At 48.4% G+C, this 23739-nt stretch carries 19 protein-coding genes; 8 read left to right on the top strand and 11 right to left on the bottom strand.

Annotated features, from left to right (window positions below):
• Window positions 1-256: 256 nt before the first annotated feature.
• From L1N97_RS11985 to L1N97_RS11960, 6 genes are read right to left on the bottom strand one after another with little or no spacing between them, the layout of a single operon-like run.
• The gene (locus L1N97_RS11985; RefSeq protein ID WP_236129959.1) at window positions 257-1903 is read right to left on the bottom strand and encodes a BatD family protein; all 1647 of its coding nucleotides are present in this window, start codon (window positions 1901-1903) and stop codon (window positions 257-259) included.
• Window positions 1897-3717 (bottom strand): VWA domain-containing protein, encoded by a 1821-nt coding sequence (locus L1N97_RS11980; RefSeq protein ID WP_236129958.1) that lies wholly within the window; start codon window positions 3715-3717, stop codon window positions 1897-1899. Before L1N97_RS11980 ends, L1N97_RS11985 begins: the two co-directional genes overlap by 7 nt.
• Complete coding sequence (locus L1N97_RS11975) at window positions 3707-4693, bottom strand: vWA domain-containing protein (protein ID WP_236129957.1); 987 nt, start codon at window positions 4691-4693, stop codon at window positions 3707-3709. The genes L1N97_RS11980 and L1N97_RS11975 overlap by 11 nt, the downstream gene beginning before the upstream one ends.
• Window positions 4686-5186, bottom strand: coding sequence for a DUF4381 domain-containing protein (locus L1N97_RS11970; RefSeq protein WP_236129956.1), 501 nt, complete (start codon window positions 5184-5186; stop codon window positions 4686-4688). The genes L1N97_RS11975 and L1N97_RS11970 overlap by 8 nt, the downstream gene beginning before the upstream one ends.
• Complete coding sequence (locus tag L1N97_RS11965; RefSeq protein WP_236129955.1) at window positions 5176-6126, bottom strand: DUF58 domain-containing protein; 951 nt, start codon at window positions 6124-6126, stop codon at window positions 5176-5178. The genes L1N97_RS11970 and L1N97_RS11965 overlap by 11 nt, the downstream gene beginning before the upstream one ends.
• A complete protein-coding gene (locus tag L1N97_RS11960) occupies window positions 6127-7080 on the bottom strand; it encodes an AAA family ATPase (protein WP_226750848.1) in 954 nt (317 codons plus the stop codon).
• Window positions 7081-7295: 215 nt separating this feature from the next.
• Here L1N97_RS11960 and fadI point away from each other — a divergent pair, with 215 nt between their 5' ends.
• The 3 genes from fadI (at window position 7296) to L1N97_RS11945 (ending at window position 11111) form a co-directional block, all read left to right on the top strand.
• Window positions 7296-8606 (top strand): acetyl-CoA C-acyltransferase FadI, encoded by a 1311-nt coding sequence (gene fadI, locus L1N97_RS11955; protein ID WP_236129954.1) that lies wholly within the window; start codon window positions 7296-7298, stop codon window positions 8604-8606.
• A complete protein-coding gene (fadJ, locus tag L1N97_RS11950) occupies window positions 8606-10741 on the top strand; it encodes a fatty acid oxidation complex subunit alpha FadJ (protein WP_236129953.1) in 2136 nt (711 codons plus the stop codon). The genes fadI and fadJ overlap by 1 nt, the downstream gene beginning before the upstream one ends.
• Before the next feature lie 172 nt (window positions 10742-10913).
• A complete protein-coding gene (locus L1N97_RS11945; protein WP_236129952.1) occupies window positions 10914-11111 on the top strand; it encodes a hypothetical protein in 198 nt (65 codons plus the stop codon).
• A gap of 14 nt (window positions 11112-11125) precedes the next feature.
• On the opposite strand, the gene hdfR is transcribed toward L1N97_RS11945, so the two are convergent.
• Complete coding sequence (gene hdfR, locus L1N97_RS11940) at window positions 11126-11974, bottom strand: HTH-type transcriptional regulator HdfR (RefSeq protein ID WP_236129951.1); 849 nt, start codon at window positions 11972-11974, stop codon at window positions 11126-11128.
• Between the two features lie 129 nt (window positions 11975-12103).
• Between hdfR and maoP the strand changes: the two genes are divergently transcribed.
• A complete protein-coding gene (gene maoP, locus L1N97_RS11935) occupies window positions 12104-12451 on the top strand; it encodes a DUF413 domain-containing protein (protein WP_229585142.1) in 348 nt (115 codons plus the stop codon).
• 43 nt (window positions 12452-12494) lie between these two features.
• Here the strand turns inward: maoP and L1N97_RS11930 are convergent, their stop codons facing one another.
• Window positions 12495-14744, bottom strand: coding sequence for a putative bifunctional diguanylate cyclase/phosphodiesterase (locus L1N97_RS11930; protein ID WP_229585143.1), 2250 nt, complete (start codon window positions 14742-14744; stop codon window positions 12495-12497).
• A 65-nt stretch (window positions 14745-14809) separates the two neighbouring features.
• Window positions 14810-17575, bottom strand: coding sequence for an insulinase family protein (locus L1N97_RS11925; RefSeq protein WP_236129950.1), 2766 nt, complete (start codon window positions 17573-17575; stop codon window positions 14810-14812).
• Window positions 17576-17794: 219 nt separating this feature from the next.
• Between L1N97_RS11925 and sixA the strand changes: the two genes are divergently transcribed.
• On the top strand, window positions 17795-18286 hold the full coding sequence (gene sixA / locus L1N97_RS11920; RefSeq protein ID WP_236129949.1) for a phosphohistidine phosphatase SixA: 492 nt from the start codon (window positions 17795-17797) through the stop codon (window positions 18284-18286).
• A 13-nt stretch (window positions 18287-18299) separates the two neighbouring features.
• On the opposite strand, the gene smrB is transcribed toward sixA, so the two are convergent.
• Window positions 18300-18875 carry an endonuclease SmrB gene (gene smrB, locus L1N97_RS11915; RefSeq protein WP_236129948.1) on the bottom strand — a complete coding sequence of 192 codons (576 nt, stop codon included), beginning with the start codon at window positions 18873-18875 and terminating at the stop codon, window positions 18300-18302.
• Between the two features lie 49 nt (window positions 18876-18924).
• Here smrB and prmB point away from each other — a divergent pair, with 49 nt between their 5' ends.
• The 3 genes from prmB to L1N97_RS11900 are packed head-to-tail and all read left to right on the top strand — an operon-like array spanning window position 18925 to window position 22176.
• Complete coding sequence (gene prmB, locus L1N97_RS11910; RefSeq protein WP_229585146.1) at window positions 18925-19881, top strand: 50S ribosomal protein L3 N(5)-glutamine methyltransferase; 957 nt, start codon at window positions 18925-18927, stop codon at window positions 19879-19881.
• Entirely contained in the window at window positions 19882-21000 is a 1119-nt protein-coding gene (gene aroC / locus L1N97_RS11905) for a chorismate synthase (protein WP_236129947.1), read from the top strand. It abuts the gene before it with no gap.
• Window positions 21001-21009: 9 nt separating this feature from the next.
• Window positions 21010-22176 carry an MFS transporter gene (locus tag L1N97_RS11900; RefSeq protein WP_229585148.1) on the top strand — a complete coding sequence of 389 codons (1167 nt, stop codon included), beginning with the start codon at window positions 21010-21012 and terminating at the stop codon, window positions 22174-22176.
• A 4-nt stretch (window positions 22177-22180) separates the two neighbouring features.
• On the opposite strand, the gene L1N97_RS11895 is transcribed toward L1N97_RS11900, so the two are convergent.
• A complete protein-coding gene (locus L1N97_RS11895) occupies window positions 22181-23572 on the bottom strand; it encodes a coniferyl aldehyde dehydrogenase (RefSeq protein WP_236129946.1) in 1392 nt (463 codons plus the stop codon).
• Between the last annotated feature and the right edge of the window lie 167 nt (window positions 23573-23739).

Below are 23739 nucleotides of genomic sequence, written 5' to 3'. Positions count from 1 at the left end.
GTTAACTGACCAGGTAATTAACCTTGAGTGTATCTCGCTATAATGATGATTGAGCTGACGTTTGCTGACGCGGCAACCCTTTCAATGCCCATCAGCAAAAGTCAAATCACGTTAAATGTTAACAACTAGGCTGCTCAGATACCAGTCATTTTCGGTAATGCGGTCTCAGCCGCAGGTCATTATAACGTAAAGCCCCGGTAGCTAACACAGGGGCTTTAGGTATTCAGTAAGTTATTATGGGGTTAACCGCAATTTATCAAGGATAAAGTGACGCCAGCCCTTGCGGCGTAGGCTGTTTTGCCGGCGCTTGCCATTGCCGCCAATGCTGATAAAGGCTGTCGCCCTGCCACGGGTTGTCGGTGTTACTGTACAGTTGTTGTTCCAGTTGCTTTAACTCGGCTAATAAAGCCTCATCTTGTAATTGGCCCATGAGCTGCCCTAAAGAGCGGATCGAGGGGCCAAATTGCTGTTGCCCCCAAAGGAGTAATTGCTGTGCCGCTGTTGCTGCATCACCGGCGGCACAGGCTTGTTGTAGCAAGCGATTATCCGCCATCACTTTGGCGCTGCGTACCCTGTTTGCCGCTGCCGGTTGCGCAGAGCGTGACTTTAAAAAGTACAGGGCGATCAGCATAGACGCAAGCCAGAGCAGGCTGAGTAAGCTTGAGGTGTAATTCCATTGCCAAGGGTTGCTAGCCACTGACGGTGTGGCAGCCATTGGCGCAGGCAGCGTGTTGGCAGTAGGTGTGGCGCCTGCTGCTGCAATAACCTTAAAGGTACGTGCAGGTAACACCGTAGTTTGTAATTGATCCGTTTGGCTATTCCACCAAGCCAAACTAATTTCTGGCAGTGTGACTTCCCCCTCAGCATTAGCAATTAAAGCTGTGGTAAAGACTTTTTGCGCGACCAAGCGGCCATTGCGTTCAGCGCCGACACTTTGCGGTTGTTCATCATATGAGCGTAATTGCGTGGGCAGTTGCTGAGATAACTCGGGTAATTGACTGGGCGACACATCTACTGCCGATAAGGTAATGATCCGCGTAACGGGCTCGCCGACCACTAATTCGGTGTTATTGGGTTGCCATTCTTCGGTCAGCGTGACTAAACCGGCGACAAGCCAATTTCCAGGGAAATTATCTGGTTGCGGTAATACCTGCAGGGTAATGGGGTTGGCTTCCTGCATCACGGTTTTACTGCGGGCAAAATAATTGTAGTTGCTGTTATCACGATCAATCACTTCACCGGTAAATACCGGCGGGTTAATCACCATATCTCCGCTGCGCTGCGGGATAACACTATAACGACGGGTAATAGTGCGATAACGCACGCCATTAACGATAGCGCTGCCTTCGGCATCTTGGCCTACTCGTTTAATCTCGGCACCTTCAAGTTGCGGTTCAGTTAAGGTGCCGCGTTGTAGATCACCGCTAAAATAAATCACCACATCGTAATACAACATTTGTTGCACATAGACGTTATTGGTGGCAATTAAATTGGCTTCAACAAACAGCTCGCGTGAGGCATCTTTTTTTATTGGTTGGTCTAACACTTCCACGGTGAGCGGTAAAGAACGAATACCGTTAATTTCAAAGGCCGGAATAGTGAACACACCGCTGTTCAGCGGAAATAAGGTCAGTGACCAGCGGGTACTTTGGCTGCTTTGGCCGTTAATAATTTGCGTGCTTTGGCTAACCGACGGCGCCATTACGCGGAAGTGTTGCTCTAACTGCCGATAATTTAAGGCGTCAGCCGATAAACGGCTATCTGCCGTGACAACCAAGGTGATGGCTTCACCGGCCAGTGCCGGGTTCTTATCCACTTCACTGGTCAGTGAACTAAAGGCCGCCAGCGGCATGCTCATAACCAGTAACAGAAAAATAAAGCTGTTAAATACCGATGTCACCATTCCTGACGAGCTCCTGGAGGGGGTTGAGTACGACGTTTCTGATGTTCTAATAACATTCTGTTGCGCAGTAAAATACCCGGATCGTCTTGTACCTTGCGCAGCAGGTTTTCTAGCTCTTGTTGTTGCTCTGGTGTGGCATTGGGCCAGTTTTCAGTAACAACTTGCTGTTTATTGCTTGGCGGTTCGTCGCCGGGTTGCTGTTCTGTTGCTTGCTGCGCGGCTTGTTGCTCAAGTTGTGCGGCGTCTTCTTGCTGCTCGGCATTTTGCTCGGCTTGTGCGCTGCTATCACCGGCACTGCCATCTTCTGCTGAATTTTGCTCGGACTCAGCCGACTCTTCAGCGTCTTGCTTTTCAGATGACGCGTCGTCGGCGGCATCGCCGTCTTGCTGACCTTGTTGTTTATCTTGCTGTTGCTGATCTTGTTGTTGCTCTTGCTCTTGCTCTTGTTGCTGTAACAACTTGCGCATCAGCTCAGCATTGGCCGCCGGTGATGGCGCCTCGGGATCAAGCGCCAGTGCTTGCTCGAAAGCCGCTAAAGCTGCTTCATATTGCTGTTGCATCGCTAAGGCATTGCCTAAATTGTGCCAACTATCAACCGAAGGGGCGTCGTTGCTGGCTCGCTGATAGGCTTCTGCGGCTGCGGCATAATCTTCGGCTCGGTAAGCGGCGTTACCTTGCCATAGAGGATCACGAAACTTCTGTTGAGCTTGTTGATAGTCTTGTTGCTGATAATCCTCTATGGCTTGCTGTTGTTTTGTTTGCCATAAATCACGCCAACTTACGGCATCTGCTGGGGGCAGATATAACAAGGGCAAGATCACTAAAATAGGGGCTTTACGCGCTAGCCACAGTGCTAGGGGTAAGAGTAACCACACCAAATAAACGGCATTGTCTTGCCATTGGTCGCCTGTCATCAGGGGCTGTGGCTGTCTGTCATCATATTGCTGTTGGTTTTGTTTCAGTAGTTGTTGTAAATCCGTATTATCGGCGCCGGCTTGCACTAAGCTTCCGCCTGCTTGGCGAGCTAATACGCGCAGTTGTTCAAGAGGAACACGAGGCATCACAACACCGCCTTGAGCATTTTTCAAAAGCTCGCCATTTTCTAAACGCACCACTGCACCTTCGGCTTGACCAAAAGCCATGATGGCTAATTGATGTGGCCAATTGTTCAGTAATTGCTGAATAGACTGATAACTGTCAGCATCAAAACCGTCGGTAAACAGCACAATTTCACCGCTGGGGTAACCGGCTTGTTCTAATAACTCGGCGGCTTGCTCTAGCGCGCGTAGCACATTAGAGCCCTGAGCCGGCATCAATTCTGGGCGTAAGCTGGGAATTTGCAGGCGGATATTATTGTGATCCGGCGTCAGTGGCGAAATCACAAAGGCATCGGCGGCGTAACTGATTAAACCCAGATCACCTTCTTGTAGCAAATCAATGAAATCTAAAGCTTTAAAGCGTTGTTGTGTGAGGCGATCGGGCGTTAAATCTGTTGCCCGCATTGATAACGACATATCCATGACTAAAACCGTGGCTTTTTTCACCGTTAAGGCCGGCTGCGGCAGTTTCTGCCAGCTGGGGCCACTTAACGCTAATACGGTCAGCAGCCAACAGCTGGCTAACAGCGGCAGAGCCCAAGGTTGGCGTTGCTGAATATGTTGGCCCAACAACATCACGTGCTGTAAATGCGGGGCAATCAGTTGTTGCCACGGGCTAGTATCTTGTCGCCGCTTTTGCAGTAACCAGCAAAGCAGTGCCAGTGGCAGCAGCGCCAGTAACCAATAAGGTCGTAAAAAATGAAAGTCAGCGAACATCTTTCGTTACTCCAGACCAATTGATACGCCGAACCGCTAAAAAGCATGAACAGAGCAAGGCGAGGGCCAATGGATAATGCAACAGGCTGCGCTGTGGCCGAAAGGTCAGCTCTTCACGCTCAATCGGTTCGAGTTCATCTAATAACTGATAAATTTCTCGTAATTCTTTCGGGCTGCGAGCACGAAAGTAACGTCCGCCGGTGCTTTCAGCTAATTCTATCAACAAGGGCTCATCCAAATCTTGCGACGGATTGATATTGCGCTGTCCGAACAGGCTTTGCTGGATCATTTGTTCTGCACCTAGCCCAACCGTGTAAATTTTTACGCCCGCCGCTTTAGCCAGTTGCAATGCTTCTCGGGGTTGAATATCGCCGGCATTGTTAGCACCGTCACTGAGTAAAATCAGGACTTTATTGCTGGTTTCAAAATTATTAAAGCGTTTTACCGTTAAGCCAATGGCCTCACCAATCGCAGTGCGCTGCCCAACCAGCCCGATAACGGCATCATCAAGAAATTGCTGCACCGTGGCAAGGTCAAAGGTCAACGGGGTTTGCTGAAAAGCGGCATCGGCAAATAGCACTAAACCGATACGATCACCTTGGCGCGCTTGAATAAATTCACTCAGTACCGTTTTCATGGCTTTTAATCGGGTGGTATTACCCATCTCCAATCGCATATCGGGGATATCCATTGAGCCGGATAAATCAATCGCTAACATGAGCTCGCGCCCGTGCTGTGGCAAGCTTACCGGCTCATCCAGCCAGCGGGGCTGTGTGGCACTGATCACTAATAACAGCCAAATCACCGCTAATAAAAAATGACTGACGTTGCGCTGCTCGGCTTTGGCTTGGTTGGCACTGCCTAGTTTAGCTAAAGCCGGTAAATTAAGGGCACTGCCATTGCTCTGCGGTTTTTTCTTAAGCAGCAGTGGTAACGGCAAGGCTAATAATAACCAAGGATAAGCGAGATCAAGCATGGGTGCCGCCTTGCTTAAGTGGGCTAAACCCTTGTACAGGATCTAATTGTTTAATGATGTGCTGGGTTGCCAGCCAAAATTGCTGTTGCAGTGCCGTTTTATCTGGCCCGGGTGCTTGATAAAGCAGGGTAGCCAAAGGCGGTAGCGGCAACTGCGCCGGTAATTGCTGTTGTAAGAAAGCTTGCCATTGCTCGGTGCTGGCGCTTAACAGCGGGTGGCTGGGTTGATAGTGCTTTAACAGCCGTTTTAACAGCACATTTAATTCGGTGGCGGCTTGCGGCGATTGCCAATCAATGTGTGCCAATTCGGCCAGTGCCGCGCGTTTCACCCGCGATTGCTGCTTTGCCCGATAGCGCCAAAATAATACAGCGGCTAATAACGTTAATGCCAGCACGGCGAGCAGCCAATAACCTAGTGGCGGCAGCATACTGCTTAAAAGTTCAGGCTCATAAATATCTGCTAATTGCGGCAGTAAATCGTGTTTATCGGCCATGATAACGTCTCGACAATTGGGTTAATAACGGTTCAGCACTGCTGATGCTAAGCCATTTACAGCCGAGTTGTTGGAGTTGCTGTTGCATTCTTTGCATGGTCTGTTGTTGCTGTTGTTGATAGCGTTGCTGCAGCTTGCGATCGCCAAGTGCCACTAACAGAGGTTCTGAATTGGCTTGCACCAAAGCAGAGCCTTGCGCTTTGGCAGGCAGTTGTTGTTCTAGCGGGTCGACCAATTGACAGCAATGCACTTCATTATGCTGTCGGATCAGCTGTAAATGGCGCATCGCTTCATCATCTAAGGCGTTAAAGTCAGACAGCACATACAACAGGCTGCCTGGGCGCAATAAGCGGCGCACTTCGGCCAGCGCTTGCGCTAAGGATAACCCTTGCGCAGTGGTGTCGGCTTGATGCACATCGACTAAGGATTGCAGGTAGCGCAATACGCCACGCGTGCGACTGGCCGGCTTCAGTAAACGATGTTGCTGCTGACTAAAGACAATGCCGCCCAGTTTATCGCCATGTGCTTTGCTGTGCCAACTGATCACCGAAGCGAGATGCGCAGCTTGAATCGATTTTAATAATAAGGTGGAACCAAAGCGCATACTGCTGCTCAGATCGGTAAGAATAAACACCGGCCGTTCTTTTTCTTCACGAAATAGCTTGGTGTGCACCTTGCCGGTCCGTGCGGTAACTCGCCAGTCAATCGCTCGCACGTCATCGCCAGGCTGATAATGCCTCACTTCGTCAAACTCCATACCGCGACCTTTGCTTTTGGCCAAATAACTGCCGGCCAATTTGCTTTGAATGGCAATCGTCGGGCGCAGATCCAAAAGTTGCGTATGGCGCTGATACCACAACAGCTCAGCTAAACCAAGGTGATAACCGCTGGCTTGTAGGGTGGCTAACCATTGTGAAGGCGTGGGTTCAGGCATGTTCATTTATGGCACAGCGACCTGCTGTAAAATTTCATCGAGCACATGATCGGTACTGATCCCTTCTGCTTCAGCGGCATAGGTCAGAATTAAGCGGTGGCGCATCACATTATGAAACACCGCTTGAATATCTTCAGGCGTAACAAAATCACGCTCTTGTAACCAAGCACGGGCACGGGCGCAGCGATCTAACGCTATGGTGGCGCGCGGGCTGGCGCCATAGCCAATCCAACTGGCCAGTTTACTGCTGTAAGCGGCAGGTTGACGACTCGCCATAATCAACTGCACCATATAATGTTCAAGACTTTCCGAAAGGTGTAACTTTAAAATCGCTTGGCGGGCGGCAAAGATTTCTGCTTGGCTGATCGGCTTTGCCGCTGCAGCCGCTTCGTGCCGAGCTTCGGCGCGGGTTAGGCGCAAAATGGCTAATTCGGTTTGGCTATCAGGATAATCCACTTTTAAATGCAGTAAGAAGCGGTCGAGTTGTGCTTCTGGTAAGGGGTATGTGCCTTCTTGCTCTAGCGGGTTTTGTGTGGCCATCACTAAAAACAATTCCGGTAACGGGTAGGTATTCCGCCCAACGGTAACTTGTTTTTCGGCCATCGCTTCCAATAAGGCAGATTGCACCTTGGCGGGCGCACGGTTAATTTCATCCGCCAAAATAATATTGTGAAACAATGGGCCTGATTGAAAAGCAAACTGGCCGGTCTCTGGTCGATAAATATCGGTACCGGTTAAATCGGCAGGCAGTAAATCTGGGGTAAATTGGATCCGATGAAATTCGGCTTCTACACCCTGTGCCAGCGCGTTCACGGCGCGCGTTTTCGCTAACCCCGGCGGCCCTTCTACTAATAAATGACCATTGGCCAGTAAGGCCAACAAGATCCCTTCGGTCAGTGCTGGTTGCCCCAGAACTTGACTGTCTAAATAGCTTTTTAGTGATGCAAATGCCTGAACCATAATAATGTTAGTCTTTTAGTCAATAAGTGAATGATTTTTGCACAATTAATGGCAAAGCTAGCTACGCTAAGATGTTATAACCTTTATAAGGTTCCCGGTAGCAGAAAACAAGAGTATTAAAACAACTGTTTTAATTTTTGCTGAGTGTGGTTACAATCGAGCTACACTCAGAGGTCAGACCTGTAATCAAACAGAATTGCAAAAAGAGGATCACTATGGCTGCGCCAATTAATCTCACTACTCGGCAGGGCGAACGTATCGCCATTGTGGCTGGGTTACGTACCCCCTTTGCTAAACAGGCAACGGAGTTTCACGGTGTGTCCGCCTTGGACTTGGGCAAGTTAGTGGTCAATGAATTATTGATCCGCACCGAATTAGATCCTGCTTTAATTGAGCAGGTGGTGTATGGCCAAGTTATCCAAATGCCAGAAGCGCCCAATATTGCACGTGAAATCGTGTTAGGCACCGGTATGCCATTGCAAACCGACGCTTACAGCGTAACACGGGCTTGTGCCACTAGCTTTCAGTCGGTGGTAAGTGTTGCCGAGTCAATGATGGCGGGTATTACCCAAGTTGGTATTGCTGGCGGTGCCGATTCAAGTTCAGTATTACCTATTGGGGTCAGTAAAAAACTGGCACGCGCCTTAGTGGATTTGAACAAAGCCAAAACGCTCGGCCAAAAATTAGCCATAGTGCGCAATTTAGGTTTAAAAGATTTAATGCCAGTGCCACCGGCCATTGCGGAATACAGCACGGGCTTATCGATGGGCGACACGGCAGAGCAAATGGCCAAAAGCCATGGTATTAGCCGTGCAGCACAAGATGAAATGGCGCACCGTTCACACAGCTTAGCCGCGGCGGCGTGGCAATCAGGCAAGATGGCTGGCGAAGTGATGACTGCGCATGTTGAGCCTTACAGCCGCTTTTTAGACATGGATAACAATATCCGAATGGACTCTAAACTTGAGTCTTATGCCAAATTAAAGCCGGTGTTTGACCGAGCGCACGGCACGGTAACTGCGGCTACCAGCACCCCTTTAACTGACGGAGCCTCGGCAGTATTGATGATGACTGAAGGTCGAGCCAAAGCGCTCGGCTATAAACCGCTGGGCTACATTCGCAGTTATGCTTTTGCGGCCATTGACGTATGGCAAGATATGTTGATGGGGCCATCTTATGCTACGCCAATTGCGTTGGCTCGGGCAGGCATGAGCTTAGCCGATCTCACCTTAATTGAAATGCACGAAGCTTTTGCTGCGCAAGCGCTGGCCAATATGCAGATGTTTGCCAGTCGCAAGTTTGCTAAAGAACAGCTGGGCTTAGATCAAGCGATTGGTGAAATTGATATGGCGAAATTTAACGTCAATGGCGGCTCTTTGGCATATGGACACCCATTTGCGGCGACGGGCACGCGCTTAATCGTGCAAACGCTGAATGAATTAAACCGTCGCGGTGGCGGCGTTGGCCTTACTACGGCTTGTGCAGCCGGTGGCTTGGGTGCGGCAATGATTGTGGAGACAGAATAATGAGTGACAGCAACAGCTTTAGTTTAGCGGTACGCGACGATCATGTAGCCATTTTAACCATGGATATCGTTGGCGAAAGCATGAACGTGTTAAAAGCCTCTTTCGCGACTGAAATTGAGCAGCTATTACAAAAAATTGCCAATGACAGCAAAATCAAAGGCGTGGTGTTTATCAGTGGTAAAGCGGATTCGTTTATTGCCGGTGCCGACATCAGCATGCTAGACAGCTGCAAAAGTGCAGATGAAGCCGAAAAAATTGCGCAAATGGGCCAACAAATGTTTGACCGTTTGTCTCAGTTGCGTGTGCCTGTGGTTGCCGCCATTCACGGCCCTTGTTTAGGTGGAGGCCTAGAGTTGGCTATGGCATGTCATGCGCGTATTGCCACCGACAGCCCGAAAACGGTGTTAGGTTTACCCGAAGTACAACTGGGCTTATTACCGGGTAGTGGGGGAACGCAACGTTTACCTAAACTGGTAGGCGTACAAAAAGCCTTAGACATGATTTTAACCGGTAAACAGCTGCGTGCTGCGCAAGCAAAAAAAGCCGGTTTGGTCGATGACGTGGTGCCGCAGAGTATTTTGTTAGAGGCGGCGGTTAAAAAAGTTTTGGCGGGTAAACCGCCGGTAGTGGTTAAAAAGCAAAGCTTATTAAACAAGCTGTTAGAGCAAACCTCGCCTGGGCGTAAGCTGGTGTTTTCGCAAGCGTTAAAACAAACCTTAGCCAAAACGCAGGGTAACTACCCGGCCGCATTAAAAATCATCCGGGTTATTCAAACGGGGGTTGAGCAGGGCTACAACCAAGGTTTGGCCGCCGAAGCCAAAGCCTTTGGTCAGCTTTGTATGACTGCCGAGTCGGCAGCACTGCGCAGTACTTTCTTTGCTACCACGCAAATGAAAAAAGAAACCGGCGCTGGCGCCGTGATCCCTCAAAAAATTCATAAAGCCGCTGTGCTCGGTGGTGGCTTGATGGGCGGCGGTATTGCCAACGTTACAGCGACTAAAGCCGGTTTACCGGTGCGCATCAAAGATATTAGCGAGAAGGGTATTAGTGCAGCGCTGAAATACACCTATGATCAGCTGAATAAAAAAGTGAAAAAGCGCTTTATGCGCAAAACCGACATGCAAAAGCAGCTACTGCGGATCACCGGCACCACCGACTTTAGCGGCTTTCATGATGTTGATATCGTGGTAGAAGCGGTATTTGAAGATTTGGCGTTAAAGCAGCAAATGGTTGCCGACATTGAGCAACATTGCCCTGAACACACCATTTTTGCTAGTAACACCAGCTCGTTGCCTATTCATCAAATTGCAGAAAAGGCAGCCAGACCCGAGCAAGTGATTGGTTTACATTATTTTTCACCCGTGGATAAGATGCCATTGGTTGAAGTGATTGCCCATGAAAAAACCTCAGCCCAGACCATCGCGACGACCGTTGCTTTTGCCCGTAAACAAGGCAAAACGCCCATCGTGGTGAAAGATGCAGCTGGTTTTTATGTCAATCGCATATTAGCGTTGTACATGAATGAAGCCGCAAATATTTTATTAGCGGGTGAATCCATTGAAAAAATCGACAAAGCTTTAGTGAAGTTTGGTTTTCCGGTCGGGCCTATTACCTTATTAGATGAGGTGGGTATCGATGTTGGCGCGAAAATTTCGCCGATCTTAAGTGCTGAACTGGGCGAGCGTTTTACTGCCCCCGCCGCTTTTGAGAAGTTACTGGCAGACGGTCGTAAAGGTAAGAAAACAGAAAAAGGTTTTTACCAATACGGTAAGTCAGTGAAAAAAGGCAAAAAGCTAGTGGATGAATCGGTTTACAACGTACTGGGTGTTACGGTGGCACCGGCGCTGAATGCAGATGAAATCGCCAGTCGTTGTACCGCGCAAATGTTAAATGAAGCAGTACGCTGTTTAGATGAAGGTATTATTGCTTCAGCGCGGGATGGTGATATCGGGGCTATCTTCGGTATTGGTTTCCCGCCGTTTTTAGGCGGGCCGTTCCGCTATATTGACAGCTTAGGCGTAAATAACTTAATTGCGACCTTACGTCAGTTAGAAAACCGCTTTGGCAGTCGTTTTACGCCGTGTCCACGCTTGTTAAAAATGGCCGAGCAGGGCGAGCGCTTTTATCCAAACTAAGTTAAAGCAACCGTCCTGGTTATGGGCGGTTGTACTTTGCAATCAGGGCCTTAGGGCCCTTTTTACGTTTATGCGACTAAAGATTAACAGGAAGACGTCCATATCGCTGTTATAATCAGCAATACAGTAAGGACTGACCCGTATCAACAGTAAAGCAGCAAAGGGGGCAATTGTGGTTGTAGTGCCAGTAGTATGGTTAATGGTTGTTATAGGCGTATACATTGCGGCCTTACGCAGTGGCATGCGAGCGTTGCAATGGGCCATAGCGGCCATATTCACCGGGCCTTTATTACTTCCGCTGTTTAACAGTTACAAACGTTTAGCCATTCATCGCGCCCGCACCAAAAACGCGCGTATCTTCAGGCCTTAATTCGCCGGCCGGTGTTAGCTTTGCCATTGCTGGAGCAAGCGCATCACTGCTTGCAGTTGCGGTTGATATTCTTTATCAGTTAAATAGGCTGCATATAAGTCGAGCGTTAAGCTTGGCGTTGCCTCAAGCGGTTTTAAGGTACCTGCAGCCAACTCTGCGCTGACAAACTGCGCGGGTAAATAGGCACAGCCGCCTTGTTGTAACAACCAGGCTTTGGCCAAACTGGCGCTGCTGGTTTTTAACTGTATCGCCTGCTGTTCGGCAAAATGACGCTGGTGTTTAACGTCAAAGCTGCTCCCCCAATCGACATAACAATATCGTTGATCGGGTTTGCCCGCGGCTTGTTGTTCTTGGCAGCTACTGACCGGCAATAAGTTAATTTCGGTTAATTTAACCAGCGTGATCTCATCGGTTTTTGGTGGATCAAATAAGATGGCAATATCTAATTGATGTTCCAATAATTGGCGGGTACTGGTTTCACGGTTTAAACTGTCAGTACGCCAGCTAACATCGGGTTTTGTGGCGGCTAAAGCTAAAAACACCGGCAGTAACACGCTTTCCCACAAGTTGGCTGTTGCGCCGAGTGATAATGGCTGTAACTGTTGTGTGCTTTGTGCCACATCCTGACGGGCGCGTTGTAACGCACTTAGCATGGTTTGGGCATGGGGCAGTAAACGTGCACCTGCCGCCGTTAATTGAATATTATTGCGATGGCGCACAAACAGATGAACACCGAGCTGTTGTTCCAGTTGTCGGATACGAAAACTCACCGCCGATTGGGTTAAATAGAGGTTCTCAGCAGCCTTCCCAAAATGTCGAGTATGCTGTACTTCTAAAAAGGTTTTTAATAACTCAGTATCCAAAATGATTCCTTTGTGATATTTATCGTAAGCATAAAAAATTTTTGTTTTACGACAGGAAATTTGTTAACCATACTCCGCACAGTTTAAACAGGCTGGCTTGATATTCAACGAGATGAGAGGAAAAAAGTGATGCAGCAAAGTTTTGTCGCTAATCGTCGCTTTTTCGATGACCGGAATTTCCCACGTGGTTTTACCCGGTCAGGGCGCTTTACTCTGGCAGAGGGTAATCTGTTAGAGAAACATGGTTTGGCAATGCAGCAACTGGATCAAGGTGCTAGAGCGCCAGTCAACGAAGAGGAAGAGCGGTTTCTGCTCGTCTGTCGCGGCGAAGCTGAAGCAACGACACCTTATGAGAAGACCTGGCAAAAGTACAAACAACGTTTAGCAGAAAAGCGTAAGTTCCACACCGTATTCGGTAAAAAACGCATTGCGGATGGGGCAGACGATTTCTCTTACGTTGAAACAGATTCTGATTAAAAAAAGCCCCTGAGGGGCTTTTTTTATATCTGCTGTTTGGCTGCTACCAATTATTACCGTTTGCTGTCAGGCTTAAACGGGGTTTCTTTTGCTCTTGTAAAAAAGCGGCAAAATCGTCTGCCGACAGTGGCTTACTGTAATAATACCCTTGAATAATTTCGCAGCGCAGTTTTCTTAGCTGCTCTAATTGTTCAATGGTTTCAACGCCTTCAGCCACCACCGATAAACTTAAGTTATGCGCGATGGTCACAATGGTATCCACCATATTTCGGCCACGGGCGCTATTCATATCATCAATAAAGGCTTTATCAATTTTCAGCGTATTTAATGGGAATTGCTTTAAATAGGCCAGTGATGAATAGCCGGTGCCAAAGTCATCCATGGCGAGGTGAATACCGCGAGCGCGCAGTTTTTTCATGGTATCGATGGCCAGTTTCGGCGATTCCATTACCGTGCCTTCAGTGATCTCTAATTCTAGGTGATAAGACGCCAATTGGGTTTGCTGTAAAATATCGTCGATTTGATCACATAAAAACGGCAGCATAAATTGCTTAGCCGATAAGTTTACCGCTACCCGTCCATGAAACAACCCTTGGTCAATCCAGCGGCGCACATCTAAACAGGCTTTGCGCAACACCACAGTACCAATATCGACAATTTGTCCGGTTTCTTCTGCAACAGGAATAAAACTCGCTGGGCTGACTAAGCCGCCTTTGGGCGTAATAAAGCGCACCAGCGCTTCCATACCGACCACTTTACCGCTGAGTAAGTCCATTTTCGGTTGATAGAACACCGTAAACAGATCTTCTTTTAAACCATGGCGGATTAAATTTTCGACTTGCAAGCGTTTAACCGCTTGTTTGTTCATGGTGTCATTAAAAAACAGATAACGATTCGCGCCAGCGCTTTTGGCGTGATACATCGCGGTATCGGCGTTGCGTAACAGCGCTTGTGGATCTTTGCCGTCTTCAGGAAACAACACGATACCGATACTGCTGGTGACGACCAGTTCATGTTGCTCGATAGCAAAAGGCGTATTAATTTGCTGCAGCATGGCTTTGGCAACACTGGTAATGGCATGAATATCATTGGTATTGCTGAGTAAAATGGCAAATTCATCGCCACCTAACCGATATAGCTTTTGCCGGAACAGTTTGTTGTTGTGCAGTCGCTCTGACAATTTACATAACAGCGCATCGCCCAACTCATGGCCAAGTGAGTCGTTAATTTTCTTAAAGTTATCTAAGTCGAAAACTAAAAGCGCATGCTGGGTGTTGTCTTTGACTAAACTGGCCAGTTTATTCATAAACACCGCCCGATTGGGCAGTCCGGTCAGCGTATCGCTATTGGCTAATCGATTGAGTTCGGCATCACGTCGTTTGCGCTCTGAAATATCAGAGAATACGGCGACATATTGAGTGATAAAGCCTTGTTCGTCTTTAATCACATCAAAGGTTAATTCGGCTTGATAATAATCACCGTTGGTTTTGAGTTCACGGATCTCATCACTCCAGCGGCCTTTTTGTACCAAGGTTTTTTCAATTTCTTGTAAGAAGCGCGGCGGATATAAGCTAAGTTTAAAGCGGGTTTGTAGCACGCTTTCCCGAGTATTACCGGTAATGCTGCTAAACGCGGGGTTCACTTCGATAATATTAAATTTGGTATCACAAATCACCACGGCATCTGAAATGTTTTCTAGACAGCGTGCAAATAACTGCATTCTCGCTTCCGCTTGTTTTAACTGACTAATGTTTTTCAGCGTGCCGGTCATTCGCTGTGCTTTGCCTTCGCTGTTATAGGCAACAACTTTGCCGCGATCTAATACCCAGATGTAATTATCGTCTGCCGTGCGTAAGCGATAACTGGATTCAAAAAACGGGCTATTTCCGGCCAGATGCTGCGAGAGGGCGCTACTGACACGTTCTAGATCTTGTGGATGAATTAAATTTTTGTTCGGAGGAAAGTTTTTACCTTCAGGCGGCGCAGACAGGGGTTCAAGCCATGCGCTGGAGCGATACAGCTCACCACTTTCGATATTCCAATCCCATAACTCATCACCGCTACCCCAAATGGATAAGCGTAAACGCTCTTCACTTTTTGCCAGAGCTTGATGGTAAGTGCGCATGCGACGTTGATTAAATTGGGCAAGCAAAAAACCTGCGACGGCAATCGCCATCACAGTGTAAAGCAGATAAGGTTCAATGATGGTCCAGTCGATTACTGTTGCCGCAAGATACGGCGAAAAAAAAGCCAGTAAAATCAAACTGCCAAGCGTAAATTTTTTATAAGACATTTATTATTGTTTTAGCGAATACTCAAGCTAAGTTAACGAAGATCAGCAGGGCTGTCAAAGCAAATTCAGCCCCGTGTTAGTTTATCTAATAATTCAGTTTTCAAGAGGGTTTTTACATGGCTATGGCTGGGCGCCGGATCGGTTGCTAAAAACAGCACATCGTAGTCGGGTGCGAGCAGTTGTTGTAAAAACGCAATAAAGGCTTGCCGGCTTAGCGTTGCTAAGGCCTGTTGAATATCTGCGGTAAGACTAAACTGATAATCTTGCTGGCCAAGGGCTAGCCACAAGCGCTTGGCACGTGCGCCTAAACTGGTATCACGCTCGGCCAATTGCGATAGCATACTTTGTTTTAATGCGGCGAACTCGTCAGACGTTAACTGCTGAATTTGTTCTAAAAACTGCTGAAAAAACGCCACCGTCGCGGCATACAGTTTATCTGCTGTTGAGTCGGGCGATTGTACGTAAAACGCTAAACCTGGCAGGGTATTAATCGGCACATAACCGGTACCAACTAAATAGCCTAACTGTTGCTCTGTGCGTAATTGATGAAAATAGCGTGGCGACATCACATGGTTCGCCAACATAAAGCAGGCCATTTGGTCGGCCGTTTTTTGCTGAGCCGCAATATAAATCACAATGGCATGGTCGGTTTGACCACTGGCGACACTTTGCAACCAAACCGGGCCAAGATCTTTAATGCCGTTTTGCCGCGCAGGCAAAGCGGGGCCGCTAGAGTGCTGTGCCGCTAACCACGTCACTAATAGCTGCTGTAAATCGGCCGCGGCAGCAGCAGGCCAGTTGCCCACCAGTAAAGCTTCCAGATGGATCTGCTGTAACAGTTGCTGCTGAAATTGCTGAAACTGCTCAAAGCTTAATGCCGCTAGGGTGCGTTGTAATAAATCTAACTCAGGGTTTTGCGGCTGCAAAATGGCTGATAACTGACTAAATAACTGGGCGACGGGTTTATTTTTACTGCTGTTTTCCCAGTGTCGGCACAGTTGATGTTTTAGCTCATTAAAACGCTGTTCACTAAATTGAGGCTCGGGTAATTGGCTTAAAATATCGCTGAGTAAACGAATTTGGTTCGCGGTCAAGCCAGAGGTTTGTAAACTGACACCTTGCCGATGTACATGCAGATAATAATTTAATCCTGCAGTGGTGGCGGCATACAATTGCTGGTTAAAGCGATCCAGCACCAGTTCTACCCACAAGCGAGTGGCAGCTAACTGCGTTATGGTTTGACAGCTATTAGGCAAGGTTAGCTGCACAAAGATATGGCCTTTGGGGGTGTTAAAATCCGTGTCGGCTTTATACCAAATGTGCAGATCATCACGCTGACATACCGCTTGCGGTAACGGCATATGCGCACTGTCTGGCAATAACGACAATTCGGTTTGTAAATACGGATTTGGCGCTGGCAATTGCATGGCGCCTTTGAGGGGTTGTTGGCTTAATTGCTCAAGCCACTGCTTATCTAAACGGACAATACTGTAGGGGGTATGATACCAGCGCGCTTCACGATTAACCGGCACCTCATCGGCCACCAGCATAATGCGCATATTGTCACTTCGAAAATACCCCAGCAGTTCTTGATACAGCGCCTCGGGCGGCAATTCCATGCGATAATCGCCGAAAATAATATCCTCAGGCGCGTAATGCTGCATATTTAACGATAAATCGCCCGCAGTTTGTAAAGCGCTACTGGGCTCATAAAACTGAAATGACCATTGTAATAAGCGTTGCCGCTCGATAAACAACGCGTGATTGAACCCGGATTGTTTTAGCAGCTTAATTTGACTGAACAATGCCGCCACAATATCGCGATAATGCGCGCGGCCACTGGCCGTCAGTTCAAAGGCGACGGTGAAATCTTTGTAATTACTGCCATCAATACCGCCACCGGCACTTAATTGATTAACCAGCTCGCGATCTTTTAAATAGGCCAGTAAAGAATGTTGCCCTTCATCGCCCAGCAGATGTGCGATAAAACTCACCAGTTTATAGCGGTACCATGGCTGAATATCAGGCATGGCAAAGCTGACCACCAAACGGCTGCTGCTTTTATGGGGGCGGATATTTAATTGAATCCCTTGCTGTTCAGGTAAATACAGTGGCACCTGTACCGCAGGTTTTTTTGGAAGATGCGTTGGCAGTGCCGCAAAATGTTGCTCGGCCAGCGTGGCTAATTCAGTAAGTGATTGAGGACCAACTAAGCACAAACTCATGCGGCTAGTGCTGTATTGCTGCTGATAAAACTGGCTGACGGCTTGTTGCAGGCTGTTGTTCGGTAAATCGGCGAGTGTTTGGGCATTCCCAACTGAAAATTTAGCAAAAGGATGCGCAGGGTTAATGCTTTCTTTGTGCGCTTGATAAATGCGGCGGCTATCATCTTTGAGTTTCATGGAAAACTCCGCTTCGATAGATTGCCGCTCTTTATCAACGTAGCTGGCGCTAAACAACGGCGCACTAAACATATCACCAAAACGGGCCAAGCCTTGCGCAAAAGCGGCGTGTTCGATATCAAAATAAAAATGACTATGTTCAGTGCCGGTCCAGGCATTATGACTACCGGCATGCTCACTGATAAAATGTTGAAACTCACCGGCGTTCGGATAGTGTGCCGAGCCTAAAAACAGCATATGTTCTAAAAAGTGCGCGAGGCCTTCTCGTTCTTGCGGATCGTCAAAGTGTCCGACATTAATGGTTAAGGCGGCGGCACTTTTTTCACTGTCAGCTTGGTGAACCAAAAGCACAGGTAAACCGTTAGCTAACTGCAGATAGCGGTATTGCTTTGGATCATTTGGACTTTTTATCAGTTCATTATGTTGCAAAGCGGTTCCTTTATTCAACATGGGTGCTTGTTGACGATTGCGGGTTATCCGACGAAAGTTTCATAGCGATAAGTAATAACTAAGCGCTATATTATGCACAAATGATAGTTACGCTGACGGCAGACTTTCTTTATCATAGCGCACTATTTTCACCTGACGCATGCTAATTTGCTCAATAGCAGACTGAATGGGACAAAACAGCAGTATGGTAACAATTTCATGGTAAATCTCGTGATCATGCGACATGGCGAAGCACAGCCCTATGCGGCGGATGACAGCTTACGACAATTAACACCAGACGGTCAGAATGATGTGCGGCAAATGGCCTTGTGGTTAAAAACGGTCTATGCCAATTTCGATTATGTTTGGAGTAGTCCATACCTACGTGCGCAGCAAACAGCTGAGTTAATGTTAGAGCAGCAGCCCGCAGAATGCCAATTTACGCTAATACCCGAATTAGTGCCTGATGCGCCAGCGCAAGCAATGAAGGCGCAAATTGATGCCTTATTGTTAGCCCAGCCCAACGCCAAGCTGTTGTTGGTATCACATATGCCGTTGGTGAGTTTTTTAGTTGAAAGTTTAACTGAGCCCGGCCAAGCTCCAATTTTTAGCACCGCCTCGTTAACTTGTATCAGTTACCAGCCAGGGCAAGGGGGCGTGGTGCAAGAGCGTAATCGGCCATTGGCGTTGTCGGTATTACCCGAAATCTGAAAAGCGAACGGCGTTAGCGGCCAGGCAAATCCCGAAACTGTTGCTCGGTGCTTTGGTTGATTTTCAAAAGCAGTAATAAAGCGCCTTGTTTGCCCCATGCTTTGGGCGCGGTATGAAAGGCGCGCACATTGGGATGCTGCACTAACCAATTCGGCACTTTTCGCGCTAAAATCCCTAACCCTTTGCCATGTACCACGCAGGCACAGTTAAATTGCTGCTGCTGGCAATATGCTAATAACCCCGCTAATTCTGTTTTCGCTTGTTGGCCGGTCATGCCATGTAAATCCAAAACGACTTGCGGCTCGATTTCTGCGCGGCGCAGGCGTCCGGCTAAATGCGGATCATCACCGCTTTGCACATAAGACAAGCTGCCTTGGGTATCGCTAAAAACCTCGTATTCATCAGAGAAAAAGAACAGCTTTTCAGCAGTTGCGCTATTCGAGGCCGCGCCGGGGCGTTTTTGCTTGCTGCGTTTGGCAACTGGCGCTATCTTGTCTTGCTCAAGCGGGCGGGTGCCAGCAACAAACTCCCGGAACAATTCCAGCTCCTCTGGATCAAGGGTTTTGCTAGCTGAGTTTTTTTTCTGCATGCGCGCGGGTCTAATCAATATTTTGTTAAAATCTGGAGTGCAGCATACCATGACTGAGCAACCGCTATCACCTTTTCATCCTGAACAGTTGCAGGGGACTTTATCAGAACTGTGCACGGTACATGATTGGTTACGTTGGGCAGTAAGTCGTTTTCATCAGGCTGGAGTGTATTTTGGTCATGGTACCGACAATGCTTGGGATGAAGCGGCAGTGCTGTTAGCCCATGTGCTATTTTTACCGCCACTGACCGATGACAAACTGTTGCCCGTACGTTTAACTCTGCATGAGCGCCAAGCGTTTATCGATTTACTGCAGCAACGCATTGAACAGCGTATTCCCGCCGCTTACCTGACTCAGCAAGCCTACTTTTGCGATCTGCCGTTTTATGTGGATGAGCGGGTGTTGATCCCACGCTCGCCGATTGCCGAATTAATTAAAAACAAATTTGCTGACTTACTTGAGCCGGGTTTTACACCCACGGCTATTTTAGATTTATGTACCGGCTCTGCCTGTATTGCTATCGCTTGTGCTTATGCGTTCCCTGATGCACAAGTGGATGCCGTGGATATTAGTCCTGATGCGTTAAATGTTGCGCAAATTAATATTGCGGAACATCAATTAGAAGAGCGGGTGTTTCCCGTGTTATCTGATGGCTTTGCCGCCTTACAAGGCCAGCATTACGATTTGATAGTGACCAACCCGCCTTATGTTGACGCCGAAGATATGGATGACTTACCAGAAGAGTATCGGCATGAGCCCGAATTAGGCTTAGCCTCGGGTGTGGATGGGTTGGCATTAACGCGGCAAATTCTTCGCGATGCGGCAGCACATCTTACCGAACAGGGCATTTTAGTTTGTGAAGTTGGCAATAGTATGGTTGAATTGCAGTATAGATATCCAGACGTCCCATTTAATTGGCTTGAGTTTAACAGCGGTGGCCTGGGCGTTTTCGCGTTGACAAAGCAGCAGCTTATCAACAGTCAGCATTTGTTTGAGGAAGCATAAATGGCAGGTAACAGTATTGGGCAGTTATTTAAAGTCACCACCTTTGGCGAAAGCCATGGCCCGGCTATTGGCGGCGTGGTTGATGGCTGTCCACCTGGTATGGCGTTGACCGCTGAAGATCTGCAGTTAGATCTGGATCGGCGCAAGCCAGGCACGTCGCGTTACACCACCGCGCGCCGTGAAGAAGATACGGTAAAGCTATTATCAGGGGTGTTTAACGATACCACTACCGGCTGCTCTATCGGTTTATTGATTGAAAACACCGATCAGCGTTCACAAGATTACTCGAACATTGCTGCTTTATTTCGTCCTGGGCATGCCGATTACACCTACTGGCACAAATTTGGGATCCGCGATTATCGTGGCGGTGGTCGTTCATCTGCGCGGGAAACGGCCATTCGAGTGGCTGCCGGTGCTATCGCTAAAAAATATTTAAAAGAGCATTGTGGCATTGAAATTCGCGGTTATTTAGCCCAGTTGGGCCCGGTTAAAGCGGAACAATTACAATGGCATGAAGTTGAAAATAACCCGTTTTTCTTCCCCGATCCAGATAAGCTCAACGCTTTAGATGAGTACATGCGGCAACTGAAAAAAGACGGTGATTCGGTCGGTGCTCGCGTTAATGTGGTGGCGAGCGGCATGCCTGTTGGCTTAGGTGAGCCGGTGTTTGATCGCTTAGATGCCGATGTTGCGCATGCCATGATGAGCATTAATGCGGTAAAAGCGGTGGAAATTGGCGATGGCTTTGCGGTGGTCGAGCAGCGCGGCTCAACGGGTCGTGATGAATTAACGCCAACGGGCTTTAGTGCCAATCATGCTGGTGGCACCTTAGGCGGCATTTCCAGCGGCCAAGATTTATTAGTCAGTATTGCGCTAAAGCCCACTTCGAGTATCAGTGTGCCTGGTAAAAGCATTAATACCGACGGTGAAGTGGTCGATATCGTGACCAAAGGGCGGCATGATCCCTGTGTTGGCATTCGAGCTGTACCTGTGGCCGAAGCGATGCTGGCGATTGTGCTGTTAGATCACCTGTTAAGACAGCGCGCGCAAAATGCCATGGTGCAAGTTGCTACGCCGGATATTGCCGCTATCGCTCGTCAACAAACTCCCAACGAATAAGCGATTATTGTGTTCAGATTAACTGCCAAGCCAGCGTTATCGCTGGCTTATTTTGCTTACTTTGGTGTACTGGGCATCTTTGTGCCGTATTTTGGCTTGTTTTTAGATGGCCGCGGTTATCAATCGGCACAAATCGGTTTGTTACTGGCATTGGTTACCGCCACCCGTATTGTAGGCCCAGCGCTTTGGGGCACTTTAGCCGATCGCACGGCTAATCCATTAGGGATCATGCGCTTTGGCGCCAGTATTGCTATTGTTGCTTGGCTTAGCAGCTTAGTCGATTTTGGCTTTTGGCCATTATTACTGGGTTTTGCGGTATTCAGCTTTTTCTGGACAGCGATTTTACCGCAGCTGGAAGTCTGTACTTTTCATAGTTTGAATGATGATACCGGCAGCTACAGTAAAATTCGTACCTTTGGCAGTATCGGGTATATCGTATTGGTCATGCTGGGCGGCTGGCTTTATCAGCGCTTTGGTAGTGAGTTTATGCCGGGCACCGCGTTGTTATTTCTGTTCTTGTTGTTACTCAGCTTGGTTAATTTACCGCCGATGCCACCGCCACCGAGTAAAGATCAGCCCAAATTATCTTTTGCTGAATTGTTTTCCAGTAAGGTGCTGTGGCAGTTTATGGCCGCGGCATTTTTATTACAGATGAGCTTTGCACCGTTTTATGGTTTTTTTACGCTGTATAGCCGCGATCTGGGTTACAGCGGAACCCTTACCGGCTTGTTTATAGGTTTAGCGGTGCTGGCTGAAATCATCGCCTTTTATTATGCCGGGCGTATTTTGCAGCGTTTTTCTTTTCGTCGGTTGTTGGCCTGCTGTTACGGTTTGACGGTGATTCGCTGGCTTATGTTAGCTTTTGTTGCCGATTCGCCGTGGCTGTTAGCGCTAAGTATGTTGTTTCATGCGGGGAGTTTTGCCATTGCCCATAGCTGCGCGATGCAGTTTATTCAGCAGTTTTTCCCCAAGGCGCAACGAGGGCGAGGCCAAGCTTTTTACGCCGGTATTATATACGGTGGCGGTGGTGCGCTAGGTGCTTATATCAGCGGTATTAGTTGGCAAAATGGCTTAGGTGCTGAACAAACCTATGTGCTGGCAGCGATAGCGGCATGTTTTGCCGCCATCTTAGCTTGGTGCTTACCTAAACAGATGCCTAAAGCGGCCTTGGTTTAACGCCTTATCGCGTGAGCCAGCGTAATAAAGCTTGAAATAGCGGCCGATCAAACGGCGGGTAAATAAATTGGCTGCTACTAAAGCGGCCTTTTTCATGGATGGCTTTAAGATGCGACAAGCGTAAAAAGCCCTCTGGGCCATGATAATAGCCGAGGCCTGATGGCCCGACACCGCCAAATGGCAAATCATCTTGCGCCACTTGCAGCAAGGTATCATTAATGGCTACGCCACCCGCATGCACTTGCTCGAGCACTTGGCTAATTAACGCTGAGTTCTCGCTCATCAGGTATAAGGCTAAGGGCTTAGGTCGTTCTCGGATAAAGGCAATGGCCTCGTTAATATCATCATAAGGCAGCAGCGGTAAAACCGGCCCGAAAATCTCTTCTTGCCATAACTGACACGCTAACGGGGCATCCACTACCAAAGTCAGCGGCAATAAGCGCTGCTCAACGTTGCCGCCTTCGCTGCAGGGGATTAAGGTTGCGCCGGCATCTTTCGCTTCTTGCAAAAGATGGCTGAGCCGCTGATATTGTCGCTGATTGACGACCGCACTGTATGAGCTGCTGTTTGGGAAATCGGGGTAAAAACGTTGAAACCCTTTCTTGAGCAGACTGATTAACTCGGGCAGTTGGGCACGAGGTACTAATACATAATCTGGTGCGACACAGGTTTGACCGGCATTAGCCGTTTTACCAAACAGCAAGCGCTCGCTGATGCGTGCTAATTTGGCATCAGGTGCAATCAGTACCGGGCTTTTCCCGCCAAGCTCTAAGGTCACTGGCGTTAAGTTGGCGGCGGCGGCTTGCATCACTTTACGCCCAACCTGGGTTGAACCGGTAAACAGCAAATGATCAAAGGGTAGGGCAGAAAAGTCGGCAGCGACATTCGCATCGCCTTCGATAATACTGACGCTATCCGCACAGGCTTGCTGGCATAATTGGCGCAGTACTTGATTGGTTGCTGGGGTAAATTCAGATAATTTAACCAAGGCATGATTGCCCGCTGCCAGTGCCGTCATTAAAGGGCTCAGTGCCAAAAATATCGGATAATTCCACGGTACAATAATACCCACTACGCCAAGCGGCTGTGGCATCACCCGATTACTGGCTGGCGCAAAAGTGTAATGAACATGCCGCTTTTTCGGGCGCATCCACGCTTTTAAATGGCGCAATTGATATTTTAAGCCTTGGCGACATGGCGCGATTTCCAGTAATCGGGTTTCATCATGACTGCGCTGGCCAAAATCGCTGGCAACGGCTTCGCATAGCGCGTGCTCAAATTGCTGCAAAGCACGCATTAAGGCAGTTAAACGCTGACGGCGACGGGCAAGGCTTGGGTAAGGATCTGCATGAAATGCCTGCTGGTGTTGCGCAAACTGCTGTTCGAGCGAGGTCATAAAAACTCCTGATAAGAAACGATATTCAAGGATAAGTAGCAAAATCGGCATAAAAAACAGTTGGTGTAGCGCATAAAACCAAACCGTGGGGCGCGAATGCCGACTTACTGTAGAGCACTGACGGTCTTGCCGCAAGCCTGCTGAAATTGCCTACCCATGCTAGGCGG

Source organism: Rheinheimera sp. UJ63 (assembly GCF_021568285.1).
In the GTDB taxonomy this organism is placed as follows: Bacteria; Pseudomonadota; Gammaproteobacteria; order Enterobacterales; family Alteromonadaceae; genus Alishewanella; species Alishewanella maricola.
This window is presented reverse-complemented; position numbering and strand designations above follow the sequence as displayed.

What these genes read in the sequence shown, in the direction of transcription:
- L1N97_RS11985 (WP_236129959.1), bottom strand. Translation starts at nt 1,903, where the DNA reads ATGGTGACATCGGTATTTAACAGCTTTATTTTTCTGTTACTGGTTATG.
- L1N97_RS11980 (WP_236129958.1), bottom strand. Translation starts at nt 3,717, where the DNA reads ATGTTCGCTGACTTTCATTTTTTACGACCTTATTGGTTACTGGCGCTG.
- L1N97_RS11975 (WP_236129957.1), bottom strand. Translation starts at nt 4,693, where the DNA reads ATGCTTGATCTCGCTTATCCTTGGTTATTATTAGCCTTGCCGTTACCA.
- L1N97_RS11970 (WP_236129956.1), bottom strand. Translation starts at nt 5,186, where the DNA reads ATGGCCGATAAACACGATTTACTGCCGCAATTAGCAGATATTTATGAG.
- L1N97_RS11965 (WP_236129955.1), bottom strand. Translation starts at nt 6,126, where the DNA reads ATGAACATGCCTGAACCCACGCCTTCACAATGGTTAGCCACCCTACAA.
- L1N97_RS11960 (WP_226750848.1), bottom strand. Translation starts at nt 7,080, where the DNA reads ATGGTTCAGGCATTTGCATCACTAAAAAGCTATTTAGACAGTCAAGTT.
- fadI (WP_236129954.1), top strand. Translation starts at nt 7,296, where the DNA reads ATGGCTGCGCCAATTAATCTCACTACTCGGCAGGGCGAACGTATCGCC.
- fadJ (WP_236129953.1), top strand. Translation starts at nt 8,606, where the DNA reads ATGAGTGACAGCAACAGCTTTAGTTTAGCGGTACGCGACGATCATGTA.
- maoP (WP_229585142.1), top strand. Translation starts at nt 12,104, where the DNA reads ATGCAGCAAAGTTTTGTCGCTAATCGTCGCTTTTTCGATGACCGGAAT.
- L1N97_RS11930 (WP_229585143.1), bottom strand. Translation starts at nt 14,744, where the DNA reads ATGTCTTATAAAAAATTTACGCTTGGCAGTTTGATTTTACTGGCTTTT.
- sixA (WP_236129949.1), top strand. Translation starts at nt 17,795, where the DNA reads ATGGTAAATCTCGTGATCATGCGACATGGCGAAGCACAGCCCTATGCG.
- smrB (WP_236129948.1), bottom strand. Translation starts at nt 18,875, where the DNA reads ATGCAGAAAAAAAACTCAGCTAGCAAAACCCTTGATCCAGAGGAGCTG.
- prmB (WP_229585146.1), top strand. Translation starts at nt 18,925, where the DNA reads ATGACTGAGCAACCGCTATCACCTTTTCATCCTGAACAGTTGCAGGGG.
- aroC (WP_236129947.1), top strand. Translation starts at nt 19,882, where the DNA reads ATGGCAGGTAACAGTATTGGGCAGTTATTTAAAGTCACCACCTTTGGC.
- L1N97_RS11895 (WP_236129946.1), bottom strand. Translation starts at nt 23,572, where the DNA reads ATGACCTCGCTCGAACAGCAGTTTGCGCAACACCAGCAGGCATTTCAT.